Origin of the sequence: Ensifer sp. (assembly GCF_031989085.1) — a bacterium.
GTDB lineage: Bacteria > Pseudomonadota > Alphaproteobacteria > Rhizobiales > Rhizobiaceae > Ensifer.
This window is the reverse complement of sequence record NZ_DALZXU010000002.1, coordinates 444,345-464,708: the sequence shown is the minus strand read 5'-3', so window position 1 is coordinate 464,708 and position 20,364 is coordinate 444,345. Positions and strand designations below refer to the sequence as shown.

The window sequence follows — 20,364 nt, the reverse complement described above, 5'->3', positions numbered from 1 at the left end:
GATGTCAGAACAGACGATCCATTTCGAAGACTATGAACTCGGCCATGTCAGGTTGACCTCCGGTCGCACGATCACCGAGACGGACTTTGTCGTCCATGCCGGGCACACCGGCGATTTCTTCCCGCATCACATGGATGCGGAATTCGCGAAGACCCTGCCGGGCGGTCAGCGTATCGCCCACGGCACGATGATCTTCTCGATCGGCGTCGGCCTGACGGCGTCGCTGATCAATCCGGTCGCCTTTTCTTATGGCTACGATCGGCTACGGTTCGTGCGTCCGGTCCATATCGGCGACACCATCCGCACCCGCGTGACGATCTCTTCCAAAGAGGATGATCTGAAGCGGCCAAACGCCGGACGCGTCGTCGAACGGTGCGAAGTTATCAACCAGCGTGGCGAGGTCGTCCTTGCCGCCGACCATATTCTGGTCGTCGAACGCAAAGCATGAGGGGTCAACTATGACAACGGGTCTTTCGGGCAAGGTCGTCCTGATCACTGCCGCCGCCCAAGGCATCGGCCGCGCCACGGCACTCGCCTTCGCCAAGGCCGGCGCCAAGGTGCATGCCACCGATATCAACGTCGAGGCGCTGGCGGCGCTTGCGGCCGAAGCGGCCGTCGAAACGCACCGTCTCGACGTACTCGATGCTGGCGCCGTCGAGGCGCTGGTCGCCAAGATCGGCCAGGTCGACGTGCTCTTCAATTGCGCCGGTTTCGTGCACGCCGGCTCGATCCTCGATATGAAGGACAGCGATCTCGAATTCGCCTTCGACCTCAACGTAAAGGCGATGATCCGAACCATCCGCGCCGTGCTGCCGGGCATGCTTGCACGCAAGGACGGATCGATCATCAACATGGCGTCCGTCGCCTCGAGCATCAAGGGCGTGCCGAACCGCTTCGCCTACGGCGTGACCAAGGCGGCTGTCATCGGACTGACGAAATCCGTCGCCGCCGACTACGTCGCCGACGGCATCCGCTGCAATGCGATTTGCCCCGGCACGGTCGAGAGCCCGTCACTGCAGGATCGCATGCGTGCGCAGGGTGATTACGAGACGGCAAGGGCCGCCTTCATCGCGCGCCAGCCGATGGGCCGGATCGGCACGCCGGAAGAGATCGCCGATCTCGCGCTCTACCTTGCGGGCGCTACCTATACCTCCGGGCAGGCCTATGCCATCGATGGCGGCTGGACCATCTGAGCACTCACATCAGGGATAAAACACCATGAAACTTCTTCGTTATGGGGCACCGGGACAGGAAAAGCCCGGCATCATCGACGCAAGCGGCACGCTGCGCGATCTCTCGGCACATGTTGCCGATTTTTCCGGCGCGACCCTCGATCCCGCCAAATTGGCCGAACTCGCCAAGCTCGATCTCGCCAGCCTTCCTGCCGTTTCCGGCAGCCCGCGCCTTGGCCCCTGCGTCAGCGGCACCGGCAAGTTCATCTGCATCGGCCTCAACTACTCGGACCATGCCGCCGAAACCGGTGCAACGGTTCCTTCCGAGCCGATCATCTTCATGAAGGCGACATCGGCCATTGTCGGCCCGAATGACGATCTCGTCATTCCGCGCGGCTCGGAGAAGACCGACTGGGAAGTCGAGCTCGGCATCGTCATCGGCCGCAAGGCGAAGTATGTCAGCGAAGCCGAAGCGCTCGACTATGTCGCCGGCTATTGCACGATCCACGACGTGTCGGAACGCGCGTTCCAGATCGAGCGCCAGGGACAGTGGACCAAGGGCAAGTCCTGCGACACGTTTGGCCCGACCGGCCCATGGCTGGTGACAAAGGACGAAATCCCCGATCCCCAAAACCTGCCGATGTGGCTGAAGGTCAACGGCGAGACGATGCAGAACGGCTCGTCCAAGACGATGGTCTATGGCGTTGCCTATCTCGTTTCCTACCTGTCGCAGTTCATGTCACTGCAGCCGGGCGACATCATCTCGACGGGGACACCGCCTGGCGTCGGCATGGGCATGAAGCCGCCGCGCTATCTCAAAGCCGGCGACGTTGTCGAACTCGGCATCGAGGGCCTCGGCACGCAGAAGCAGTCCGTTCGCGCGGACGACTAATTTATACATATTGGAGCAAACATGACCCGCATCACCGATCTGCGCGTCTTCGATCTGCGCTTTCCCACATCGCAGAGCCTTGACGGTTCCGATGCCATGAATCCGGACCCCGATTATTCGGCTGCCTATGTCATTCTCGACACGGACAGTCCCGGATTGGCGGGTCATGGCCTGACGTTCACGATCGGGCGGGGCAACGACATCTGCTGCATGGCGATCAAGGCCATGCAGCATCTCGTCGTCGGCAAGGAGACGGCAGAGATTCTCGCCAATCCCGGCCGATTCTGGCGGCACCTGACCAGCGACAGCCAGTTGCGCTGGATCGGCCCGGAGAAGGGTGCCATCCATCTGGCAACCGGCGCCATCGTCAACGCCATCTGGGACCTTCTGGCCAAGGAAGCCGGCAAGCCGGTCTGGCAGCTGGTGGCAGACATGTCGCCGGAAGAGATCGCCGACATCGTCGATTATCGCTACATGACGGATGTGCTGACCCGCGAAGAGGCGGTGTCGATCCTCAAGCGGGCAGAAGTCGGCAAGGCCGAGCGTATCGCGACGCTAAAGCGCGAAGGCTACGCCTGCTATACGACGTCTGCCGGCTGGCTCGGCTACGACGACGACAAGCTGCGCCGGTTGGCGCAGGAGGCGATCGACCAAGGCTTCAACCACGTCAAGATGAAGGTCGGCCGCGATCTGGCCGACGATATTCGGCGCCTGACCATCGCGCGGGAAGTGATCGGCCCGGATCGCTACCTGATGATCGATGCCAACCAGGTGTGGGAAGTTGGCGAGGCGATCGACTGGGTCAATCAACTGGCCTTTGCCAAGCCGTTCTTCATCGAGGAGCCGACGAGCCCCGACGATGTCGCCGGTCACCGCAAGATCCGCCAGGCGATCGGCCCCGTGAAGGTCGCGACCGGTGAGATGTGCCAGAACCGCATCATGTTCAAGCAATTCATCGCCGAAGGCGCGATCGACGTCGTTCAGATCGATTCTTGCCGCATGGGCGGCCTGAACGAGGTGCTCGCGGTGCTGCTGGTAGCGGCGAAATATGAACTTCCGGTGTGGCCGCATGCCGGCGGAGTCGGGCTTTGCGAATATGTCCAGCACCTGTCGATGATCGACTACATCGCCGTGTCGGGGACGAAGGAGGGGCGGGTGATCGAATATGTCGACCATCTGCACGAACACTTCCTTGAGCCTTGCGACATCCGCAATGCCGCCTACATGCCGCCTGAGCGTCCCGGCTTCTCGATCGAGATGAAGCCGCAATCCATCGAGGACTACACGTTCCGGGGCTAGCGTTCTTCCGTATAAATATTCAGATATAAAAATACAATTCAACACGCTCGATCAAAGCCGTCGCGGAACCCCCGCGGCGGCTTCGTCAATTTCGGCCTATGCGCGCGGGGCCGGATTCCTGCGGCACGCGACATTCCGCTTGACGCTCGCGACTCATTCGTAAATAACTTGTTCATTCGCTTATGAATGAGTTCCGGAGGGGAGTCCGGAAGAGGAGGATCCAATGAAAAAGTTCGTGCTCGCGGCTGCCATGGCCGCTCTGTCCTATTGCGGTAGCGCCAACGCGCAGGAATACAGCCTGCGGTTCTCGACCTCGCAGGTGAACCCCAACGAGCCGATCGTGAAGGCGATGAAGACCTTCTCCGAGCGGGTCGAGAAGCGCTCTGAAGGGCGCATTGCGATTACCGTGATGACCGGCGACCAGCTCGGCGCGCAGAAGAAGGTCAACGAGATGGTGATGAGCGGCGCAAGCCTGCTGAGCGCCACAGACTACGGCCAGCTCGGCCAGTTCGTGCCCGACATGTCGATTCTCGCCGGTCCCTATGTCTATCCGAGCCTCGAAGCCACGGACCGTCTGTTCGCCTCGGATCTCTACAAGGAACTGTCCGGCAAGCTCGAGGCGCAGGGCATCAAGATCATCATGCCGAACGGCCTCTTCGGTTTTCGCCACATCATCTCCAACAAGCCCGTGCGCAGCCCGGCCGATCTGGCCGGCGTGACCATCCGCGTGCCCTCCTCGCCGATCATGATGGCGACCTTCGGCAGCTACGGCGCGCGCCCGACGGAACTGCCCTGGGGCGATGTCTACAACGCGCTGCAGACCGGCGTCGTCGATGCCGCCGAAGGCCCGTTCGGCTCGATCGCCGGCGCGAAGCTGAACGAGACCCGGAAGGTCGTCTCGAAGACCGGCCACCAGATCATGTTCACCGCCTGGGTCGCATCGAGCCAGTTCTTCAACAGCCTGCCGGAAGACCTGCAGAAGGTCCTGCTGGAGGAAGGGCAGACGATCGCCAAGGAACTGACCGAAATGACACTCGAAACCGACGATGCCTACGCCAAGCAGCTCGCCGATTCCGGTGTCGAGATCGTCACGGATGTCGACGTTCCCGCCTTCGTCGAGGCCTCGCGCGTCGCCTACGACAAGGTCCCGAACATCACCCCGGGGATCTACGACCGCGTGCAGAAGGCGATGGCCGAATAAGGCTGGAACGTCCGCATTTTGCTGAAAACCCGGCATCGGCTCGATGGCCGATGCCGGGTCGCCAGGATCTCTCGCTGATCATGCGAGACCGGCAGAGCCCTGCCGAAAATGGGTGGCGCGTGACGCCGCTCGCATCCCGCTCTTCAAATGTCCGAGGCCACCATGGAACCCTCACACGCTCGGGAAGATACCATTCCTCTTCTCAGTCTTCACCGTGCCGACGAGGCGATCGGCGTTGTCGCGCTCATCGTCATCGTCTTCTCGATCCTCTGGGGTGTCGTCAGTCGCTACATCTTCCCGCAACCGGCAGCCTGGACCTATGAACTGGCGATCATGGCCTTTGCCTATCTTGTCTTCTTCGGCGCGGTTGCCGGCGTCAGGCTTGGCACCCATGCGGCGATCGACGTGCTGGTCACGGCCTTGCCGGGCAGCTGGCAGAAAGCGATCGCCTGGTTCAACTATCTGCTGCTCGCCGTCTTCTTCCTGGTGATGACCGTGCTGTTTGCCTGGCAGGCCTGGACCTCGCGCCAGGTTCACACCATCGCGCTCGACCTGTCGCGCAGCTTCTCCTATGGCCCGCTCGCGCTGGCATCCGCCGGCATGTTCGTCCAGCACCTGATCGTCGAACGGCCGTGGACCGTCCGCGCGCACCGCAATGTGGAATCGCTGATATGACCTTCTTTCATCTTGCCGGACCGTCGTTGCTCGTCGTCGTGCTCTTCCTGATGTCGACCCCGATCACCTGGGCGATGGCGATCGGCGCACTGGCCTTCTTCGTCATCAACATGGACATGATCCCGCTTGCCAACTTCGCCCAGGAAATGGCCGAAGGCAGCCAGTCCGTATCGCTTCTGGCCCTGCCGTTGTTCGTCCTCGCCGGCTGCATCATGAACGCGTCGGGCATCACCCGCAGGCTCCTCAATCTCGCTGATGTGCTCGTCGGCCATATGACGGGTGCGCTTGCGCAGATGTGTACGGTGCTCGGCACGCTGCTCGGAGGGCTTACGGCGTCGGCCAATGCGGATGCGGCAATGCTCGCCAAGACGCTCGGCGTCGAAATGTCGGAGAGGGGATACAGCCGCGCCTTCGCCGCCGTCATCACCTCGTCGGCCGCCATCATCACCAGCCTGATCCCGCCGTCGATCGGCCTGATCGTCTATGGCTTCCTTGCGGAAACCTCGATCGGCCGGCTGTTTGCCGCCGGCGTCGTGCCGGGCCTCGTGCTCGCAGGTGGCCTGATGATCACCACCTACTTCATTGCCAAGAAGCGTGGATACAAGCCATTGCGCAAGGAGCGGGCGACCCGCGCCGAGGCCATGAAGGCGCTGGTCGACGGGCTTTGGGCCCTTTCAATCCCGGTTGTCATCTTTGTCGGCACCCGATACGGGCTGTTCACCACCACGGAAGCTGGTGCTGTCGTGGTCGTCTACGTGCTGTTCGTCGCCGTCTTCGGCTACCGCGAATTCACGATCCGCCAGATCCCCGAAGTGCTCGCCGAATCGGTGCGCGATTCGGCCGTCGTCATGATCATGATCTGCGCTGCCGCCGCGTTCGGCTTCTATCTGGCCTGGGAGCAAGTGCCGCAGGCGATGTCGGGCTGGCTTGGGGCTGCGACGGACAATCCGCTGTTGATGCTTTTGTTGATCAACCTGCTGTTGATCGTCATCGGCACGGCGATCGAAGGCTCGGCGGCGCTGATCATCCTGACGCCGATGCTGATCCCAATCATCGACGGCGTCGGCATCGACCGCGTGCATTTCGGTGTGGTCTTCATCACGAACCTGACGATTGCCGGGATCACGCCACCGGTCGGCGGCCTGATGTACATCTCGTCAATGGTGTTGAAGGTGCCGATGATGGCCTATGCGCGCGAGGTGCTGCCCTATCTCGGCATGATGATGGTGCTGCTGGTGATGCTCAGCATGTTCCCGCAGCTTTCGCTCTGGCTGCCGAACCTCGTCTACGGCACGACAGCCGTTCAATAGCCTTGGTCCGGCCGCGGTTTTCAGCCGCGGCCGGCAGGACTTGGCGCTCAGCCCGCCTGCGGAACCAGGTTTGCCGGTGCGCGCTTGCCGACGGTCAGGATCAGGAGCGCGGCGAGCATGCACAACAGCCCGGCGGCAATCAGCGCCGGCGTGTAAGTCTCGAGCGAGGTGCGGCTTGCTCCGGCAAGGAAGGCGGCGCTCGCCGCTCCGAGCTGATGCCCGGTAAACACCCACCCGAAGACCAATGCTGCCCGTTCCGCACCGAAGCGCTCGGCGGAAAGCTTGACCGTCGGCGGAACGGTTGCGACCCAGTCGAGGCCATAGAAGATGGCGAAGATCGACAGCGTATAGAAGTTGAAGCCGCTGAAGGGCAGGAAAAGCAGCGATAGGCCGCGAAGGCCGTAGAACCAGAAGAGCAGCCAACGATTGTCGTAGCGGTCGGATAGCCAGCCGGACAAGACCGTGCCGACCAGATCGAACACCCCGATCAAAGCCAGAAGGCTGGCGGCACCGACAGCGGCAATGCCGACGTCGCCGCAGATCGATACCCAATGCATCTGGATCAAGCCGTTGGTGCTGAAGCCGCAGACGAAGAAGGTGGCAAACAGAACCCAGAAGGTGTTCGTCCGCGAAGCGTCGCGAAGCGCCGTAAGCGGCGAAAGCAAAAGTGCTGCGAAGCTCTGCTTTTGCGCCGGCGCCGGCACGACGGCGCGGCCACCATAGGGCGCCAGCCCCACGTCTGCGGGCCGGTCCTGCATGAAGAGCAACACCAGGACGAAAGCAAGCGAAAGCGCCGCAAGAACCACCGTCAGCGCGCTTCGCCATCCGATCGCCTCGGTGAGGGAGGCGAGCAGAGGTAGGAACACGAGTTGGCCGGTTGCGTTGCTTGCCGTCATCAGGCCGACGACAAGGCCGCGTCGCTTGTCAAACCAGCGGGTTGCGACCGTTGCGCCAAGGACCAGCGCGGTCATGCCCGTGCCGACGCCGAGGACGACACCCCAAACCGCGACCATCTGCCAGAACTCCGTCATGAAAAACGAAGCGACAATGCCGCTGACGATGAGGATGAGCGCTGCGGAAACGACTTTTCTGACGCCGAACTGGTTCATGAACGCGGCCGCGAACGGGCCGAGCAGGCCGAAGAGCACGAGGCGCACCGCAAGCGCAAACGAGATCTCGGCATTCGACCATCCGAACTCCGTTTCGAGCGGCTTGATCAGCACGCCGGCAGACCCCATCGCACCGGCGGTTGCCAGCATGACGAGGAAGGTGACGGCGGCGACGGCCCAACCATAATGGATGTTGCGTCTGGCGAGATAACGCGCAAGCATCGGTCCGAACATCGGCCATTCCTTCCATCGATCGAATATGGTGAGTTGAGCTTGTCAGAGGGTCTGCAACAGGGCCTTCAGCTGGCCGGAGGCGTCATCACCGAGCTTGGCCTCGATGGCCGCCTGGACGCCGTCCCAGAGAGGGGCGCCTTCGGCAAGGACCTGTCGCCCCTTGTCGGACAGTCCGACGGCCGTTTCCCTTTGGTCCTGGCTGTTTGCCACTACAACCAGCTCCATTTTTTCAAGCACCTTGACGTTCCTGCTGACCGTCGAGCGGTCGAGCTCCGTGCGCTGACCCAGATCCGTCAGCGAGATGGGCTCGGCCCGCCGAATGTTCCTGAGCAGGCTGAACTGGGCAAGGTTGATGCCGATGGGCGCGAGCGCGTCATCATAGAGCGACGTGACGCGCCTGGAGGCTCTGCGCAGGAGGATGCAATAACAGTTGGACATGATGCGTGTATATACACGTATATTGCCGACGTCAAGTTTGATGCGGGCTGGACACGGCTGTCCTACCGAGGCAATCAGGCCGTAGACTGGCAATGGTTGGCGGGACGGGGTCGACAATCCGCCTCGAACGACTGGAACCGGGCGCAATTTGGAGCCGTAGGTTCACAAACCGGAATGGAGCGCAAGGATGAGAGCCGACTTGAAAAGGACGATGCTCGAGGTCTGCGACCGCAAAATTGCGGCGAAGGGGCCGTCGGTCGGCCTGTCATTCTATGCCTTCTTTGCCAACCGGAATGATGATCCGGAACGCCTGATGGAGGCGGCAGAATGGTGGATCAGGACGCACAAGCTCGACCACTTCGAAAAGGCGACGAAGATCCGCGCGTTGGTCGCCGCGCTGGGTGACGAGGTGCAGCAGCCATAAACGCGAACCGCGGGCGCTCTTTCGAGCCCCGCGGTCGGTTGATTTCAGAGGTCGAAATTGGCTGCCCTCTCGGATCGCCCTTTTCTTGTCGCCGCCGCCGATTACTCGGCCGGAACGGGCTCGCCGCGGGTCTTGACCAGGCTCCAGATCACACCGGTCGCGATGATCGCGAAGGTGATGCCGAGCGAGAAAGCCGCCGGGAACTTTTCGAGGCCAAGCAGGTCGGCAACGAAGACCTTCGAGCCGATGAAGATCAGCACCACAGCAAGCGCAGGCTTCAGGTAGCGGAAGCGGTGGATCATCGCAGCCAGAGCGAAGTAGAGCGCGCGCAGGCCGAGGATAGCGAAGATGTTCGAGGTGTAGACCAGGAACGGGTCGGTGGTGATAGCGAAGATCGCGGGTACCGAGTCGACGGCGAAGATGACGTCAGCGACTTCGATCAGCACCAGTGCCATGAACAGGGGCGTAATGAACCAGACCAGCTTGCCCGTCTTCGGGTCGGCCTGCTTGACGAAGAAGTGCTCGCCATGGTGGCCCTCCGTCACGTTGAAGCGGTTGCGCATGAAACGCACCAGCGCATTGTTGGAAATGTCCGGGTCGGCCTCCTTCATGAACAGCATCTTCAGGCCGGTCACGACAAGGAAAGCAGCGAAGATATAGAGTAGCCACGAGAATTCAGCGACAAGCGTCGCGCCCACGCCGATCATGATTGCGCGCAAGACGATGACGCCGAGGATGCCCCAGAAAAGCACACGGTGCTGATAGAGCCGGGGTACGGCAAAGAACGAGAAGATCAGGGCGATGACGAAGACGTTGTCGAGTGCCAGCGTCTTTTCGACGACGAAGCCGGTCATGTAGGCGAGACCAGCATCCGCACCCAGATACCACCAGACCCAGCCGCCGAAGGCAAGACCAAGCGAGATGTAGAGAGCCGAGAGCTTGATGCTCTCGCCAACTTCGATCTCTTTGTTTTCCTTGTGCAGAACGCCAAGGTCGAAGGAGAGGATGGCGATCACCAGCGTGATGAAGCCCAGCCACATCCAGATTGGCTTGCTCAGCCACTCGATAAACAGGAATGAAAAATCCACGGAATAAAGCTCCGCCGGCGTAGATGTCGGATAAGGTCCGACATCGTAAGAGCGCCGGAAGCTCTCACCAGAGGGGCCCGGACCAGCGGGTTGTTCGGTAAGTATGAGAAGGCCGGTCGAAGTTCAAGGGAGGGGTCGAATTTTTTTTAAGGCCGCGTTTGCCTATCGTTTCAGTGGCTTTGCGAGCCCTGGCGCGACCCGGCTCGGCGCGAACGGGCCCCGCAACAATCCTTGTATTTGAGCCCGGAACCGCAGGGGCAGGGATCGTTGCTGCGTCGCTGCAGGCGGCCAATCAGTGGCAGCATGATGGCCGACGGTACCCATGCGGCGGCAAACGCTGCCAGTTTTGCCGAGAGGCCGGGGACGACGAGGCGCCGCCCGGACTTGAACCCACGCCAGGCGCGCTCGGCAACGTAGTCGGCATCGACCTTTGGCAGAACCTTGAAGAGCCGAACGCGATCTGCGCCCGAACGCTTGAGGAACTCGGTGGCGACTGGCCCCGGCGCGACGCATGTGACGGTGACGCCGGTATGCCGCAATTCTTCGTGCAGCGCTTCCGAAAAGGAGCACACGAAGCTCTTGCTGGCGTAGTAGAGGGCCATGTTGGGGCCGGGCATGAAGCCGGCGATGGAGCCAAGGTTGAGCACGCCGCCGCGGCCGCGCGCCACCATACCTGGCAGGAAATGCAGCGACAGGTCGGTAAGCGCACGAATGTTGAGGTCGATGATCCCGAGCTGATCCGGGATCGGCAGCGTTGTCGCCGCACCGCGCAGCCCGTAGCCGGCGCTGTTGACGAGAATATCGCAGCAAAGATTGTTCGCCGCCAGAAACGCCGTCAGCCGCGTCGAGGCATCCGCGGAGAAGAGATCGAGGTCGAGCGTGAACGCTTCTCCCCCGAGCTTGCGGATGTCGTTCGCCGCAGTCTCGAGATCGTCACGTGATCTCGCAACGAGGACAACCGGGATCCGGTCGCGGGCGGCAACATTGGCGATTGCGCGGCCGATACCGCGCGAGGCGCCGACGACGACCGCGGCCAGGCGGGGTTCAGGCGGAGCCATCATGACGTTTTCCGTGGTAGGGCCGCCGCCTCAGCTGCGTCGCCGTGCCCATGGCCCGATAATTCCATGGCGACCTCACCGTTGAGGATCGCCTCGAATCGCTCCAGGGCACGCGCAACATTAGCGCCATCCATCACCCGGTGATCGTAGTGGATGCGCACGGTGACCGTGCCGTCTTCGGCGATATGGCCATAGTTGAGAAGCGTCGTGAGGGGGGTGAGTGGATTGAGCGATTCGGCCCCGAGGCCTGAATAGACCGAGAATTGAAAGGTGCCGAAATAATGGGCGCGGCGGGACCCGAGGTTGAGCCCGAGCCACATCAACAGCCAGCGAAGCGGCCCGGGCGCGCGGGCAATCTTCAAGGCGCGCTTGAACTCCTTGACCTCGCCTATCGGGCGGGTCCGCGCCGCTTCGATATGCGCGGCCAGTTCCGCGATCGAGCGGTGTTCGGGGGCCTTGATCTTGCTCAGGAGGACGACGCGCTCGCCCTCGTATTCGCGTTCGTGGGCCACCGACGCCACGCTTTCCGGATACTCGTAGAGTTGCGGCCTTGGAAACTTCACATAGGCGCGCCGGAATTCCGGCACTTCCTGACAGAGGAGCGCATAACCCTTCAGGAACAGGACGGTCCAGGACGGTCGGTTTGGCTGGGCGAGCCTTGCCCTTCGAAGCGCGTCGAGGTTCATTTCCCGCTGAACGGTGACGCGCGGAATCCCGATTGAGAATCGCATGAGATCGCAGACCAGACGCCGTGGCGCCGAAAGCGTGATCGCACGTCCTCGCATCAAGCCACCTCTAATACAGATAGGGAACGAGCCGCTTGGTTCTGTTCATGTAATCGCTGTACTGCGGCCCGAAGATCTCCAGCATCATACGCTCCTCCTTGCCGACCCGTAGAAAGAACAGCACGGCAAAGCCGGCCAGGCCAGCCAGGCCGGCAACCCAGTTCGGCAACAGAAATGCCTGGCCGAGCCCCATCAGCATGAATGATGTGTACATCGGGTGGCGCACGAACGCATAGGGTCCACCGCTGATCAGTTCGTGCTTGTCGCGGATCTCCAGCGTGATCGACCAGTTCCGGCCGAGCTCCTTGTGCGTGCGACGAAAAAACCAGAGGGCAAAGGCGAACGTCGCCGCGCCAAGGATGACGCCGAAGACGTTGGTCGCATGGTCCGCTTCGGACGGAAAGCCGGTCGCGACATAAATGGCGGGTATGACGGCCAGACCGAGCAAGCCCGAGCCCAGGCCGAACATGTCGACGGCCGAGCGTCGATCGCTGACGATGCGTACCCGCTTGGCGCGGCGCTCGAACGGGACGCGAATGAAGTACCAGGCGATGATGCCGATCACCCAAATGATTTTTCCGAGAGTGGCCGTCGATACGATCACGTCAAGTCACCGGAGCCTTTCTGCGATCTGTAATCGGTCGGACGCCTAAAGCTGCACCGATCGCCACTAGCCAGCATTCATCTGCCGAAGCTTGGTAACGAATTGCTGCGGCCTTAGCCAGATGCTGGGTGTCTTATATCCCATCGATCGTGCGATGTCCGCGACGAATGCATTGCAGTTGTAAACCGACGCCTGCCAGAACTTCGACCTGGCCTTGAGCTTGCGGATATAGGCGACCGTTTTGTTGTACTCCGATTCGGTCAGCATGACGCGCCAGCTCGCGGACCTGTACTGCTCCTCGAGATCGCCGTCGCTGGCACCTGTTTCGGCTGGCACCGGCAGAAAATGGCCGATCACATAGGGTGTTGCGCTGGGCGTTGCCGGAGCGAGGCCTGCAACTTCGGGGTTGATCATGCCTCCCGACTTGTTGGTTCGCCCGAAAACGACATAGGTGTGGCCATAACTCAGGGCATAACGCGAGCGGAACTCGATGAAGTAACCGCTTTCCCGCGCGACGCTCTCGCTGACAGCGCGTGCGCTGCTGCTGCTGGAAACGAATTTGGGCTGGGGCTTCTGGTCGACGGATTGGCAGCCTGCCGTGGCAAATGCAAACATGGCCACCAGCACGAGCGTGCTTCTATGAAGGGGAATCACTGTCCGCGGTCTCCTGAACTCCGATGAGCGCAGTCCGGCAAGCTTGGCAGCATCAGGGCCGGGCCGGGCGGTTGGAATGATGTGGGAAGGACAATCGTCCTTCCCACCCATCAGATGCTCAAGTTACTTGTAGACGGGTGCGGGCTCGGCCGACTCAACTGGCGGCGGGGCCTTGCCCTTGCCTTTGCCGATAGTATCGCAGCCGCTCAGGCTGACGACGGAAAGCAAGGTAACGATTACGATTAGGTTTCTGCTCATCAAGAAGTCCTCTCCTCAGAATGGAATAGGTTTATCGAAGGCAACGCTTATATTAATAGGGCGTTCAACGCCGACGCCTAGTGCAAAAAGAACACATTTTGCGTCACACAACATAAAAGCACCGTTAGATTACCAAAACCTTTGTGCCGACAGGCGTCCGGCCATAGAGATCGACGATATCGTCGTTGGTCAGGCGAACGCATCCGCTCGAAACCGCTTGGCCGATCGTCCATGGCTCATTCGTGCCGTGGAGGCGAAACATGGTATCCTGTCCGCCGCGATAGAGATAGAGGGCGGCCGCGCCCAGCGGATTGTGCGGGCCTCCGCTGACGCCACCGGCATACTGCCGCAGGCGCGGCTTGCGCTCCATCATGCTTTCGGTCGGCGTCCACGATGGCCACTCGGCCTTGCGGCCGATCGAGGCCGGTCCCTTGAGCGTGCGTCCGTCTTCGCCGACAGCGATGCCGTAGCGCCTGGCTCGGCCGGGGCTTTCGATCAGGTAGAGGTAACGCTCCGCTGTATTGACGATGATTGTCCCGGGCGGTTCGCCGCTGTCATAGGCCACATCGCGGCGGCGATAGCGTGAGGCGGGACCTGAGCCGAAGGCTGAAAGAATGGGTTCGCCCCATCGTTGCGCCGTTGAGCTGCATCCAGATACCGTTGCAACCAGACTGCCGAGCAAAATCGCGCGGCGGGTAATGCGGCCACTGTCCATATCCACCTACTAGTAAATCGGTGAGCACTATTTCGTCTTTAGCACTCAAGCGTGCGTCGGCCAAGATGCTATGCTTCGTTAGATGTTGGATATCAGCTAGTATTACGCGCCAGCACCAAACGGTTGAACTTGATGCCGCATCGCTGCCGGTGAGAAAACCCTTGGAAACCGATCAAACTTCTTGCAGCCCGTGCCTGACTCTGGTCGATTGGAACGGTAAACGAGGATGAACACGATGAAGCTTGGCTTCGCCAGAAAAGTCGCTCTTGTCACCGGAGCAGGTTCTGGAATTGGTGCCGCCGTCTCCCGCCAGCTCGGCGAGGAGGGGGCAACTGTTGCGGTGGCGGATATCAACGCAGATGCTGCCCATGCCGTGGCCGCCGAGATTTGCTCCTCGGGCGGCAAGGCCTATCCGTTCGTGGTCGATGTGGCGGATGCCGAGGCGGTGGAGAACCTGATCAAGGCAGTTGCGTCGACATGCGAGGGCCTCCATCTCGCAGTCAACAATGCAGGCGTCGATGGCATCCGCAGATTGACGGCGGACTATCCGCTGGACGAGTGGAAGCGCTTGATGGACGTCAATCTGAACGGCGTCTTCTACTGTATGAAGTACCAGATCGCAGAGATGCTGCGGCACGATGGCGGCTCGATCGTAAACATGTCGTCGATTCTGGGGTCGGTCGGCCTGCCCACGGCATCGGCCTATACCGCGGCCAAGCACGGCATCGTCGGCCTGACGAAGGTTGCGGCCATCGAGTACGGCAAGCGGGGAATTCGAATCAATGCCGTCGGCCCGGGTCTCATCGAGACGCCCTTGTTGTCAGAGCAATCCGACCTGACGAACAACCGCCGCATGGAAGCGCTTCAGCCCATGGGTCGGCGCGGAACGCCTGACGAGGTCGCGGCGCTCGTCTGTTTTCTTCTGTCTGAGAAGGCGAGTTTCATCTCCGGCAGCTACCATCTGGTGGATGGCGCATTCACCGCCCATTGAGAGCGACGCGGCTTCCGGTTTTGACGATGGCAGGCGTCACAAAGCCGCCGCTCAATGGTCCGCAAATTGCCCAATCGCGGCCGCACCCGGCCCTTTCCGGGGCTTCATCCTTCGTGACGTTCCGCATGCATCCCGTTTGAAGGAGCGATCGAGCACGGCGCAACATCGCCGTTGAACACGTCACAAAGGAATGGATATGAATTCTCGTCACACACTCGTCGCAACGCTTGCCGCTGCAGTCCTTGGTCTTACGGCCCTCAGCCCGGCATACGCGTTGGAAACCGCCCAGGCGCAAACGCCGCCGCCTGCCCAGGAGCAAGCCGGAGGCAACGCCGCCAAGGGCGCAATCAGTGATCAGAAGATCGAAGCCTTCGCAGTGGCCTATCTGCAGGTCGACAAGGTCAGACAGGAATATTCTGCCAAGATAGAGGCAACCACCGATACAGCGGCCAAGGAGAAGCTGCAGACCGAGGCCAGCAAGGAAATGGTCGAGGCCGTGGAGGCCTCGTCGGCTATTTCGGTCGAGGAATATTCGGCCATCCTGAGCGCGGCCCAAAGCGATCCGGCCATTGCCAAGAAGGTTCAGGAAAAAGTTCAGGCCACGGCCCCGGCACAGCCGTAAGGGTCAGGCTTCCCTCAGGCGACCGACGGTGTCGGCCGCCTGAGAACCACGGTTGCGGCCGCTTGATGTCGCCTCAGTCCAGCTCCTGCACCCCGCCGCCCGAGACCGTGAGGATCTGACCGCTGATCCAGCTTGCCGCCGCCGACGACAGAAACAATGCGGCGTTGGCGATGTCCTGAGGTTCTCCCAGTCGGCGGATGGGCGTGTGCATCAGCATCCTGTCCTCGATCGCATCGCTCAGCACCGATTCCAGCGCCTCCGTGCGTGTCGCGCCGGGTGCGATGCCATTGACGCGGATATTCATGGGGCCGAGATCGAAAGCGATGTTGCGAATCAGGTGATTGGCGGCAGCCTTGGATGCCCCGTAGGACGCCATGCGCCTGTTCCTGTTGTCGCCCGCCATGGAGGTGATGGCGAGCATCGCGCCGCCGCCTGCCTTCTCCATTTCCGGTGCTGCGATCTGCGCAAGTCGGAACAGTGAAAATACGTTGAGATCGAAGGCTCGGCGGAAATCGTGCATCGGCATATCGAAAGGCTTCGGGCCACCGCCGCCGGCATTGCTGACCAGAATCGTGAGTTTGCCAAAGTGGTCTGTCGCGCCCCGCACGAGCCTGACGAGGTCGGCCTCGATCGTGACGTCGCAGGCCATGCCGACGGCAGTGTGGCCTTGCGCTTCGATAGCCTTGACGACGGCGTCGGCGGCGTCACGGTTGAGGTCGCTGACGATCACAGCCGCACCGGCTGCCGCAAACGTTTCGGCGATAGCGCGGCCGATCCCGGCGCCAGCACCGGTAATAACGGCCACCTGACCGTCAAGCCTGAAGTCGGCTGGATCAAACATGACCTTGGCTCCTTTCCGCCGTGTTCCCATCCGAGCATACGGCTTCGACGCACACAGGTCACGACGATCGCATGCGATCGCTGTTAACCGGTGCGTGAGCGGATTTAAGACCGTCGATCCGTCGCGACCTACCGGGCGCGTCGGGGGCATGTTCCTGACCTGGCGAACCGGATCATTCAGTCCCTGCGGCAACGCCGTGGCGAACATCGCTCGTGCCACGCGCCGTCGCTGGAGCGAACCGCAGTTCGATGTCGGGAAGGCGTGATGTATTTGCCGGCAACGCCGGACCCGGATCGCCAGGTGTGGCGGCGTCGAGCAGATCATTTCTCACGAGGCACATTTCGACAACCAGGGGATCGCCCTGGCCGTCCGTTCCGCCGAAGTTGTTCGCATGAAGGAACACGACCGAAAAATTCGACATGCCCGCCACAAATTCATCGATCCGAGCTCTGTGAAGGTCAATATCGTGAAACTCGATGACGACACTTGTAAAACGGTCCGAATTCTTCACGACGTCGCCAAGGATCCGGTATTCCGATCCTTCGATATCGATCTTCAGGAAAATATTGCCCGTGGGGAACTCTTTCATCAGCCCCGCGACGCTCACTTCTCCGGGTTGATCGTAACCGATACGGACGGGCCGGTGCTCAACGCCCGGCCGGCTGAAGAACCAGCGGTAATCCGCATAGCGACCCAATCGCGTCCACCGGAGGCGCAGGATCTGCTCGACATAGTAACGAAGCCAGAATTTCCACGTGACCGTATGATCGAAACAAACGATGCCAACGTCTTTGAGGCGTCGGAACTCTTTCTCGAACTGCCAGTCGTCGTTGAGGCCCATGCCGATCAGGAAACTGGATGCAAGTACAGCACGTTCGGGGACAATATAACCGCCGTCACGCGCGGATCCGAGCCGGATCAGGCCGCCGGCCGCTATCGGTTTCCACGCTAAAGGCAGCATGCGGCTCTCCATCTTGACTGAGGAGTTGCTAGCAGCCCTGGCTTTCCATCACGTTAATTGACTGGCTTTGGCAGTCGAGGCCCTTCGCAGCTGGAAATCGCCGAGGCCAAAGGCTGCGGCCGTGCAGCGGCACCACCTCGATGCACGGTCTCGCGTCGAAGGGGTCAACTGGCGACCCGAATGCGGTTGCGGACAGGCAGGTCGGTGACATCCATGGCAATCTTCTGCGCCTCATCCCTCATCTCGACCGACAAGACGGTCCCATCAAGGTAGAGGACACCGCATTCCTGCGTCACGGAAATGCCCGACGCGATCAACTGGTCCGAGTAGGAAATGGCGGCATTAACGGCCATTATGCTCGCGATGTCATGGGGTTGCGACGCAACTGGCGTCGTGAATGTCAGGCCGAACATGGGCGTTCGCTCCAGTCTGTCGTCAAATATTCGTTCATCTCCCGTTCATGTTCGCGACCAATCGGCAGAATGTCGACCCTTGAGGTGGACACGATTGGCTCACGAAATTTTTATCGGGGCTGCAGCGCATGCAAGATTGCTGCGTGGCGACGGACTTCGGCTTGTTTGGTTTTCCTGGCGCTTTTTCCTGGGTGCGGATCGTTAATGTCTTGGCAACGATTGCGCCTGCGAATGGCGCGTCTTGTGTGCGCACCAGCTGCACCGCCTGATCCCCTATCGAAGGAAACAAGATGATATCCAGAGTTGCCGCCGCATGTGCCATCCTCATTTCGACCTGCGCCGTCGCACAGGCAAAACCTCAAAAGCTAGACACTTTCGGCGCTTGGGGCGTCTACTCCTACAAGAGCGAAGGCCGCGCCACCTGCTATATCCTCTCGATGCCGACGGCCATGGCGCCCGATCACGTCGACCATGGCGATAACTTCTTCCTGGTCGCACCGTCGCCGCGACCGGCGACCGGACAGGTCCCGCAGGCAATCATGGGCTATGACCTTGAAGCCGGTTCAACATTGACGGCGACGATTGGCGACAAGGCCTTCACGCTGGCGCCGCAGGGTCGGGCAGCGTGGACGAGGCGTGAGGGGCGTGACGCCGAGCTTGTCGCAGCGATGAAGGCGGGGGCGACGATGACGCTGAAGGCGCGCTCGCGCCGCGGCACCGAAACAAGTTACACATTCTCGCTGAAGGGGATGACGGCGGCGCTCAAGCGTGCTGCCGGTTGCGCACTATAGGCAGCGCCGTGCGGCTCTGTCTTGTCTGACGTCCGAAATCGAAAATCGACAGAAAGACGCCCGGTGGCACCCGCTGGCCGGCACTGTCAGTGGCCGTGGTTAAACAGGCTTTAATGGCCTCTGATCGCCAACAGCGACGGTAGCGCGGCGCGTCCGTCGATAGACCCGCACACCCATCCCGGTACGAAAAAGCCGACAGTCTGCCACGCCTTGTCTGGCAGGCTGTTGCGCGGTTGGAAGTGCCTGTTGCTGGTCGCCCGGAATCCGCTGATTGCCAAAAAAATAGAATTTTCAATGGACATCCGGAAACCTGTGGCGTAAAAAAGGCCATCTTTTGCGCCCCGGCAATCATTTGCCATCGTAGAAATTTACATTTCTCTGCGCGCTCCAACGCAACATGTATTGCTGTCGCAATGCTCATCTGACGTTTGCCGAGGATAAACATCGTTGAATCCATAAGTTTGGATGCGGTGACTGAAAAAATCGCTTTCTTGGGCAGGATTTGCTTGAGGAAGCAGAATAATCACAAGCAAGGAGAGTGCGTCAGCTATTGAGCAGGCGGCAAAATTTTATGGCTTTTACGACGGAACATGAGAACGGCACCGCCGACGGTTCGACCAAGATAAAACTCAAGGATGTCTACAAGATCTTCGGGGAGCATACCGAAGACGCTCTGGGGCTTCTCCGCACCGGGAAGAGCAAGGCGGACATTCACCGCAAGACCGGCTGCTCCATCGGCGTCAATGGCGCCACCTTCGATATCAAGGCCGGCGAAATCTTCGTGATCATGGGTCTCTCCGGGTCTGGAAAGTCCACGCTACTGCGCCTGCTCAACCGGCTGATCGAACCGACCGCCGGATCGATCGAGATCGACGGTCAAGACATCACGAAAATGTCGCGCAAGGCGCTGATCGAGCTGCGCCGCCGCGATATCAGCATGGTGTTCCAGTCCTTCGCGCTTCTCCCGAACCGCAATGTCCTCAACAACGCCGCCTTCGGGCTTGAAGTTGCCGGTGTCGGCGAGGTCGAGCGCAAGGAAAAGGCCATGGCTGCGTTGAAGGCGGTCGGTCTTGAAGGTTACAGCGAGAGCCGCCCGGATGAGCTGTCGGGCGGGATGAAGCAGCGCGTTGGCCTTGCGCGCGCATTGGCAAGCGAACCGTCGATCCTGCTGATGGACGAGGCCTTTTCCGCCCTTGATCCGCTCATCCGCACGGAAATGCAGGATGAACTCGTGCGCCTGCAAGCTGAACATAGCCGCACGATCGTCTTTGTCAGCCACGACCTCGACGAAGCGATGCGGATCGGCGATCGCATCTGCATCATGCAGAACGGCAACGTCGTTCAGGTCGGTACGCCGGATGAAATCGTCGGCAACCCCGCCAATGACTACATCAGGTCGTTCTTCCGCAATGTCGACGTATCGCAGGTTTTCAAGGCCGGCGACGTCGCGCGAAAGAACCAGATCACCATCATCGAGCGCCAGGGCGTTTCTGCCGCGGCGGCGCTGGAGCAGATGAAGAGCCGCGACAGGGAGTTCGCGATCATCGTCGGCCGCGACATGAAATACCACGGCATGGTCAGCCAGGCGTCCTTGATGGAGAAGATCCGGTCAAAGGCGGAAGATCCTTATCGCAAGGCGTTTCTCGCCGATGCGACGCCGATCGCCGCCAACGAACAGCTCTCCGGCGTGCTTGGCCAGGTGGCCGCCAGTGCCTGGCCGGTTCCCGTCGTCGACGAAGAGCACCGCTATGTCGGCGCCATCAGCAAGTCGGCGCTGCTTGAGACGCTCGACCGCGCCAACTGAAACCTCCCAGCCAATCGGACAAAAC

24 protein-coding genes are annotated in these 20,364 nt (G+C 60.9%); 12 read left to right on the top strand and 12 right to left on the bottom strand.

Annotated elements, in window-relative coordinates; genetic code table 11:
• Window position 1 precedes the first annotated feature (1 nt).
• From RTP54_RS15035 to RTP54_RS15005, 7 genes are all read left to right on the top strand, one after another.
• On the top strand, window positions 2–448 hold the full coding sequence (locus tag RTP54_RS15035; protein WP_112832310.1) for a MaoC/PaaZ C-terminal domain-containing protein: 447 nt from the start codon (window positions 2–4) through the stop codon (window positions 446–448).
• Between the two features lie 10 nt (window positions 449–458).
• Window positions 459–1,193, top strand: a complete 735-nt coding sequence (locus RTP54_RS15030) for an SDR family oxidoreductase (protein WP_112806821.1) — start codon at window positions 459–461, stop codon at window positions 1,191–1,193.
• A 25-nt stretch (window positions 1,194–1,218) separates the two neighbouring features.
• Complete coding sequence (locus RTP54_RS15025; RefSeq protein ID WP_312363821.1) at window positions 1,219–2,064, top strand: fumarylacetoacetate hydrolase family protein; 846 nt, start codon at window positions 1,219–1,221, stop codon at window positions 2,062–2,064.
• Window positions 2,065–2,085: 21 nt separating this feature from the next.
• Window positions 2,086–3,363, top strand: coding sequence for an L-fuconate dehydratase (locus RTP54_RS15020; protein ID WP_312363819.1), 1,278 nt, complete (start codon window positions 2,086–2,088; stop codon window positions 3,361–3,363).
• Between the two features lie 223 nt (window positions 3,364–3,586).
• Window positions 3,587–4,564 carry a C4-dicarboxylate TRAP transporter substrate-binding protein gene (locus RTP54_RS15015; RefSeq protein WP_312363817.1) on the top strand — a complete coding sequence of 326 codons (978 nt, stop codon included), beginning with the start codon at window positions 3,587–3,589 and terminating at the stop codon, window positions 4,562–4,564.
• Between the two features lie 162 nt (window positions 4,565–4,726).
• Window positions 4,727–5,239: a TRAP transporter small permease gene (locus tag RTP54_RS15010; RefSeq protein ID WP_312363815.1), complete on the top strand. Its 513-nt coding sequence runs from the start codon at window positions 4,727–4,729 to the stop codon at window positions 5,237–5,239.
• Window positions 5,236–6,549, top strand: a complete 1,314-nt coding sequence (locus RTP54_RS15005) for a TRAP transporter large permease (RefSeq protein ID WP_112806829.1) — start codon at window positions 5,236–5,238, stop codon at window positions 6,547–6,549. Before RTP54_RS15010 ends, RTP54_RS15005 begins: the two co-directional genes overlap by 4 nt.
• 47 nt (window positions 6,550–6,596) lie before the next feature.
• On the opposite strand, the gene RTP54_RS15000 is transcribed toward RTP54_RS15005, so the two are convergent.
• Window positions 6,597–7,892 carry an MFS transporter gene (locus tag RTP54_RS15000; RefSeq protein WP_312363813.1) on the bottom strand — a complete coding sequence of 432 codons (1,296 nt, stop codon included), beginning with the start codon at window positions 7,890–7,892 and terminating at the stop codon, window positions 6,597–6,599.
• Between the two features lie 42 nt (window positions 7,893–7,934).
• The gene (locus RTP54_RS14995; protein ID WP_312363811.1) at window positions 7,935–8,330 is read right to left on the bottom strand and encodes a MarR family winged helix-turn-helix transcriptional regulator; all 396 of its coding nucleotides are present in this window, start codon (window positions 8,328–8,330) and stop codon (window positions 7,935–7,937) included.
• A 187-nt stretch (window positions 8,331–8,517) separates the two neighbouring features.
• Here RTP54_RS14995 and RTP54_RS14990 point away from each other — a divergent pair, with 187 nt between their 5' ends.
• Complete coding sequence (locus RTP54_RS14990) at window positions 8,518–8,754, top strand: DUF6500 family protein (protein WP_112806835.1); 237 nt, start codon at window positions 8,518–8,520, stop codon at window positions 8,752–8,754.
• Window positions 8,755–8,855: 101 nt separating this feature from the next.
• Here the strand turns inward: RTP54_RS14990 and RTP54_RS14985 are convergent, their stop codons facing one another.
• From RTP54_RS14985 to RTP54_RS14955, 7 genes are all read right to left on the bottom strand, one after another.
• Window positions 8,856–9,842 carry a TerC family protein gene (locus tag RTP54_RS14985; RefSeq protein ID WP_312363809.1) on the bottom strand — a complete coding sequence of 329 codons (987 nt, stop codon included), beginning with the start codon at window positions 9,840–9,842 and terminating at the stop codon, window positions 8,856–8,858.
• 170 nt (window positions 9,843–10,012) lie between these two features.
• The gene (locus tag RTP54_RS14980; protein WP_312363807.1) at window positions 10,013–10,903 is read right to left on the bottom strand and encodes an SDR family NAD(P)-dependent oxidoreductase; all 891 of its coding nucleotides are present in this window, start codon (window positions 10,901–10,903) and stop codon (window positions 10,013–10,015) included.
• Window positions 10,900–11,685: a hypothetical protein gene (locus RTP54_RS14975; RefSeq protein WP_112806841.1), complete on the bottom strand. Its 786-nt coding sequence runs from the start codon at window positions 11,683–11,685 to the stop codon at window positions 10,900–10,902. Before RTP54_RS14975 ends, RTP54_RS14980 begins: the two co-directional genes overlap by 4 nt.
• A gap of 10 nt (window positions 11,686–11,695) precedes the next feature.
• Window positions 11,696–12,289, bottom strand: coding sequence for a protein-S-isoprenylcysteine O-methyltransferase (locus RTP54_RS14970; RefSeq protein WP_312363805.1), 594 nt, complete (start codon window positions 12,287–12,289; stop codon window positions 11,696–11,698).
• Between the two features lie 66 nt (window positions 12,290–12,355).
• Window positions 12,356–12,904 carry a hypothetical protein gene (locus RTP54_RS14965; RefSeq protein WP_112832378.1) on the bottom strand — a complete coding sequence of 183 codons (549 nt, stop codon included), beginning with the start codon at window positions 12,902–12,904 and terminating at the stop codon, window positions 12,356–12,358.
• Between the two features lie 162 nt (window positions 12,905–13,066).
• A complete protein-coding gene (locus tag RTP54_RS14960) occupies window positions 13,067–13,201 on the bottom strand; it encodes an ABC transporter (protein WP_112806847.1) in 135 nt (44 codons plus the stop codon).
• Between the two features lie 124 nt (window positions 13,202–13,325).
• Window positions 13,326–13,916, bottom strand: coding sequence for a L,D-transpeptidase (locus RTP54_RS14955; RefSeq protein ID WP_112806849.1), 591 nt, complete (start codon window positions 13,914–13,916; stop codon window positions 13,326–13,328).
• A 235-nt stretch (window positions 13,917–14,151) separates the two neighbouring features.
• Between RTP54_RS14955 and RTP54_RS14950 the strand changes: the two genes are divergently transcribed.
• On the top strand, window positions 14,152–14,907 hold the full coding sequence (locus tag RTP54_RS14950; protein ID WP_112807058.1) for an SDR family NAD(P)-dependent oxidoreductase: 756 nt from the start codon (window positions 14,152–14,154) through the stop codon (window positions 14,905–14,907).
• A gap of 196 nt (window positions 14,908–15,103) precedes the next feature.
• Window positions 15,104–15,529: a DUF4168 domain-containing protein gene (locus RTP54_RS14945; RefSeq protein ID WP_112807060.1), complete on the top strand. Its 426-nt coding sequence runs from the start codon at window positions 15,104–15,106 to the stop codon at window positions 15,527–15,529.
• Window positions 15,530–15,602: 73 nt separating this feature from the next.
• Here RTP54_RS14945 and hdhA read toward each other — a convergent pair whose 3' ends face one another.
• The 3 genes from hdhA to RTP54_RS14930 all read right to left on the bottom strand — a co-directional run bounded on the left by hdhA (window position 15,603) and on the right by RTP54_RS14930 (window position 17,744).
• Complete coding sequence (hdhA, locus tag RTP54_RS14940; RefSeq protein WP_409517133.1) at window positions 15,603–16,577, bottom strand: 7-alpha-hydroxysteroid dehydrogenase; 975 nt, start codon at window positions 16,575–16,577, stop codon at window positions 15,603–15,605.
• Window positions 16,543–17,331: an FkbM family methyltransferase gene (locus RTP54_RS14935; RefSeq protein WP_312363800.1), complete on the bottom strand. Its 789-nt coding sequence runs from the start codon at window positions 17,329–17,331 to the stop codon at window positions 16,543–16,545. Before RTP54_RS14935 ends, hdhA begins: the two co-directional genes overlap by 35 nt.
• A 164-nt stretch (window positions 17,332–17,495) precedes the next feature.
• Window positions 17,496–17,744 (bottom strand): BON domain-containing protein, encoded by a 249-nt coding sequence (locus RTP54_RS14930; RefSeq protein WP_112806855.1) that lies wholly within the window; start codon window positions 17,742–17,744, stop codon window positions 17,496–17,498.
• A gap of 290 nt (window positions 17,745–18,034) precedes the next feature.
• Between RTP54_RS14930 and RTP54_RS14925 the strand changes: the two genes are divergently transcribed.
• Together RTP54_RS14925 and proV are read left to right on the top strand one after the other, a co-directional pair.
• Window positions 18,035–18,535, top strand: coding sequence for an invasion associated locus B family protein (locus RTP54_RS14925; RefSeq protein WP_312363797.1), 501 nt, complete (start codon window positions 18,035–18,037; stop codon window positions 18,533–18,535).
• Window positions 18,536–19,106: 571 nt separating this feature from the next.
• A complete protein-coding gene (gene proV, locus RTP54_RS14920) occupies window positions 19,107–20,339 on the top strand; it encodes a glycine betaine/L-proline ABC transporter ATP-binding protein ProV (protein ID WP_312363795.1) in 1,233 nt (410 codons plus the stop codon).
• The last annotated feature ends 25 nt before the right edge of the window (window positions 20,340–20,364 follow it).

What these genes read in the sequence shown, in the direction of transcription:
- RTP54_RS15030 (WP_112806821.1), top strand. Translation starts at nt 459, where the DNA reads ATGACAACGGGTCTTTCGGGCAAGGTCGTCCTGATCACTGCCGCCGCC.
- proV (WP_312363795.1), top strand. Translation starts at nt 19,107, where the DNA reads ATGGCTTTTACGACGGAACATGAGAACGGCACCGCCGACGGTTCGACC.
- RTP54_RS14930 (WP_112806855.1), bottom strand. Translation starts at nt 17,744, where the DNA reads ATGTTCGGCCTGACATTCACGACGCCAGTTGCGTCGCAACCCCATGAC.
- RTP54_RS14980 (WP_312363807.1), bottom strand. Translation starts at nt 10,903, where the DNA reads ATGATGGCTCCGCCTGAACCCCGCCTGGCCGCGGTCGTCGTCGGCGCC.
- RTP54_RS14995 (WP_312363811.1), bottom strand. Translation starts at nt 8,330, where the DNA reads ATGTCCAACTGTTATTGCATCCTCCTGCGCAGAGCCTCCAGGCGCGTC.
- RTP54_RS14935 (WP_312363800.1), bottom strand. Translation starts at nt 17,331, where the DNA reads ATGCTGCCTTTAGCGTGGAAACCGATAGCGGCCGGCGGCCTGATCCGG.
- RTP54_RS15035 (WP_112832310.1), top strand. Translation starts at nt 2, where the DNA reads ATGTCAGAACAGACGATCCATTTCGAAGACTATGAACTCGGCCATGTC.
- RTP54_RS15005 (WP_112806829.1), top strand. Translation starts at nt 5,236, where the DNA reads ATGACCTTCTTTCATCTTGCCGGACCGTCGTTGCTCGTCGTCGTGCTC.
- RTP54_RS14990 (WP_112806835.1), top strand. Translation starts at nt 8,518, where the DNA reads ATGAGAGCCGACTTGAAAAGGACGATGCTCGAGGTCTGCGACCGCAAA.
- RTP54_RS15000 (WP_312363813.1), bottom strand. Translation starts at nt 7,892, where the DNA reads ATGTTCGGACCGATGCTTGCGCGTTATCTCGCCAGACGCAACATCCAT.
- RTP54_RS15020 (WP_312363819.1), top strand. Translation starts at nt 2,086, where the DNA reads ATGACCCGCATCACCGATCTGCGCGTCTTCGATCTGCGCTTTCCCACA.
- RTP54_RS15015 (WP_312363817.1), top strand. Translation starts at nt 3,587, where the DNA reads ATGAAAAAGTTCGTGCTCGCGGCTGCCATGGCCGCTCTGTCCTATTGC.
- RTP54_RS14945 (WP_112807060.1), top strand. Translation starts at nt 15,104, where the DNA reads ATGAATTCTCGTCACACACTCGTCGCAACGCTTGCCGCTGCAGTCCTT.
- RTP54_RS14960 (WP_112806847.1), bottom strand. Translation starts at nt 13,201, where the DNA reads ATGAGCAGAAACCTAATCGTAATCGTTACCTTGCTTTCCGTCGTCAGC.
- RTP54_RS14955 (WP_112806849.1), bottom strand. Translation starts at nt 13,916, where the DNA reads ATGGACAGTGGCCGCATTACCCGCCGCGCGATTTTGCTCGGCAGTCTG.
- RTP54_RS14965 (WP_112832378.1), bottom strand. Translation starts at nt 12,904, where the DNA reads ATGTTTGCATTTGCCACGGCAGGCTGCCAATCCGTCGACCAGAAGCCC.
- RTP54_RS14925 (WP_312363797.1), top strand. Translation starts at nt 18,035, where the DNA reads ATGATATCCAGAGTTGCCGCCGCATGTGCCATCCTCATTTCGACCTGC.
- RTP54_RS15010 (WP_312363815.1), top strand. Translation starts at nt 4,727, where the DNA reads ATGGAACCCTCACACGCTCGGGAAGATACCATTCCTCTTCTCAGTCTT.
- RTP54_RS14975 (WP_112806841.1), bottom strand. Translation starts at nt 11,685, where the DNA reads ATGCGAGGACGTGCGATCACGCTTTCGGCGCCACGGCGTCTGGTCTGC.
- RTP54_RS15025 (WP_312363821.1), top strand. Translation starts at nt 1,219, where the DNA reads ATGAAACTTCTTCGTTATGGGGCACCGGGACAGGAAAAGCCCGGCATC.
- RTP54_RS14950 (WP_112807058.1), top strand. Translation starts at nt 14,152, where the DNA reads ATGAAGCTTGGCTTCGCCAGAAAAGTCGCTCTTGTCACCGGAGCAGGT.
- hdhA (WP_409517133.1), bottom strand. Translation starts at nt 16,577, where the DNA reads ATGTTCGCCACGGCGTTGCCGCAGGGACTGAATGATCCGGTTCGCCAG.